Source organism: Mesorhizobium sp. M2C.T.Ca.TU.002.02.1.1, from assembly GCF_003997225.1.
Window position 1 is genome coordinate 1 of record NZ_RZTO01000913.1, and the last position, 2,284, is coordinate 2,284.

The 2,284-nt window shown below is 66.2% G+C and carries 2 protein-coding genes; both read left to right on the forward strand.

Going from position 1 to position 2,284, the window contains the following annotated elements; translation table 11 throughout:
• On the forward strand, positions 1-2,159 hold a 2,159-nt coding region (tssM, locus tag EOD07_RS31320), incomplete at its 5' end, for a type VI secretion system membrane subunit TssM (RefSeq protein WP_127238034.1).
• Positions 2,141-2,284 (forward strand): type VI secretion system-associated protein TagF (gene tagF / locus EOD07_RS31325; protein WP_206519616.1); only part of this gene is annotated, 144 nt, incomplete at its 3' end. The genes tssM and tagF, both read left to right, overlap by 19 nt.

The window sequence follows — 2,284 nt, forward strand, 5'->3', positions numbered from 1 at the left end:
GGTCCTATCTCGACAACCGCAACGCGATCACCGAACAGGCTGGCCAGTTCGAAGCGCTGCAGCAGCCTCTGACCGACGTCGCCGCCATGCCAGCCGCGGTCGAGCAGCCGACCATGGATGGGGCGCTGGCGGCGATGGATGCCGTGGCGGCGGCCCGCACCGCGCCGCCGGACGCGATCCACAACCTGCTCGGCCCGACCGCTTCGGCCGAGCTGGTGCGCGCGCAGACCGACACCTACGACCATGCGCTGCGCAACGTGCTGGAGCCGCATATGGTCGCGTTGCTGGAGGCCACGATGTGGCGGCAGATCCGCGATCCGGATTTCATGCTCGGCGCGCTCAAGACCTATCGGATGATGACCGGCCTGTCGCAGATGGACACCGACTTCGTGCAGAACTGGTGGGTGAACAGCCTGCCGCAATTCGCGCCGGCCGCGCCCTTCCCCACCGCCGACGCCGAAGAGCACCAGCTCGCCGCGATCCGCCGCATGGCTGTCGACGACAGCTACATTGCGCCGGACAAGGAACTGGTCGCCGAGGCGCTGAAGACGGTGTGCACGATCTCGCTGCCGGAGCGCGCCTATAAGCAGCTTCTGGCTGACCCGGAAGTGGCGGCGGTCAAGGAATGGGTGCCGGCCAATTTTGCCGGGCCGAACGGCGCCAAGGTGTTCGCGCGCCGCTCCGACAAGACGCTGCGCGTCGGCGTGCCGGGCCCCTACACCTATGCCGGCTTCCATGACGCGATCCTCGACCGCGTCGAGGACGTCGCCGGCCAGGCGGCGCTCGACCGCGCCGTGTTTGCGGGCGGCTGTTCGGAGAATGCGGAGACGTCGGTCTCGGCGCTGTCGGAAGACATCCTGAAGCTCTATTACGACGACTACATTTCGCAGTGGGATAGTTTCCTGCGCGACATGCGGCTGGCGCCGCTGACCGACCTCAACGTCGCCAGCGAGAATCTCAAGGATCTTTCTAGCGCCGACTCGGCGCTGAAGCGCCTGCTGACCGCGGTGGTGCAGGAGACCGACCTGACCCGTTCGGACGATGCGGCGGCTGACGACAAGAGCGGCGCCGCCAAGACCGGTTCGAAGCTGCTCAGCAAGCTCGGCAAATTGGGCAAGGTGGTGAAGACGGGCGCGAAATTGCTGCCCCGCGCGGGCTCGGCCGATCAGGTCGACATGACCGGCAGCCTGGTGGCCGAGCATTTCAAGCCGCTCAAAGGCACGATCGCGCAGGTCGACGGCCAGCCGCCGGCGCTCGACGCCGCCGTGGTGGCGCTGACGGCGCTGTCCAACGTGCTGCAGACCGTCACGGCTAATCCCGATCCGCAGGACGCCATCAAGAAGCAGGGCGGGCTGGCCGAACTGACTGGCGCTGTCGCCAGGCAAGCGCAGATTCTGCCTTCGCCGATCAACGACTGGCTGGGCGGCATTGCCGGCGACACCAGCGGCCTGTCGCAGAAGGCCGTCACCAACGAGCTCAACGCCATCTGGCGCGCCGATATCCTGCCCTTCTGCCAGGCAGCACTCAACAACCGCTATCCGTTCAGCCCGGACAGCGCGGTCGACGTCAATGTGCGCGACTTCCAGCGCCTGTTCGGACCGACCGGGCTGATCGATGCCTTCACCAACGACCATCTGATCAACTATGTCGACACCGCCAGCGAGCCTTGGAAATGGCGCGCCGATTTCGGTCTCGATCCGGCGGCGCTGGCGGCCTTCGAGCAGGCGCGCCACATCCGCGACGATCTGTTCCCCGGCGGCACCGGGCCGGTGATGAATTTCACCCTGGAGCCGAAGGACCTGTCGCCCAACGTGGCGCGGGTGACACTCAACCTCGATGGTCAGAACCTCGTCTATTACAACAACGCGACGAGGCCGCAGCCGATGACATGGCCCGGCAAGGACGGCACGGGCGTGATATCGCTTGCCTTCCAGCCGGTCGACGGCTCGCCCGAGGTGATGCTCAACGAGACCGGCAGTTGGGCGTGGCTCAGAATGCTGCGCGGCGGCCGCTTCAATGCGACCAAGCTCACCGACGTCTACAGCCTGCGGCTCGGCACCAAGGGGATGTGGGCCGATTTCGAGCTCAAGGCGGCCAGCGTCGAGAACCCCTACACGCTCGAAATGTTCAAGAAGTTCACATGTCCGCCGCAGATCTGATCCTGCCCGGCTTCTACGGCAAGATGCCCGCCGCCGGCGATTTCGTGACGCGCCGGTTGCCGGGCGATTTCGTGCGCGTGTGGGACCGCTGGCTGGCTCAGCACATCGTGCCGTTGTTTGGACTC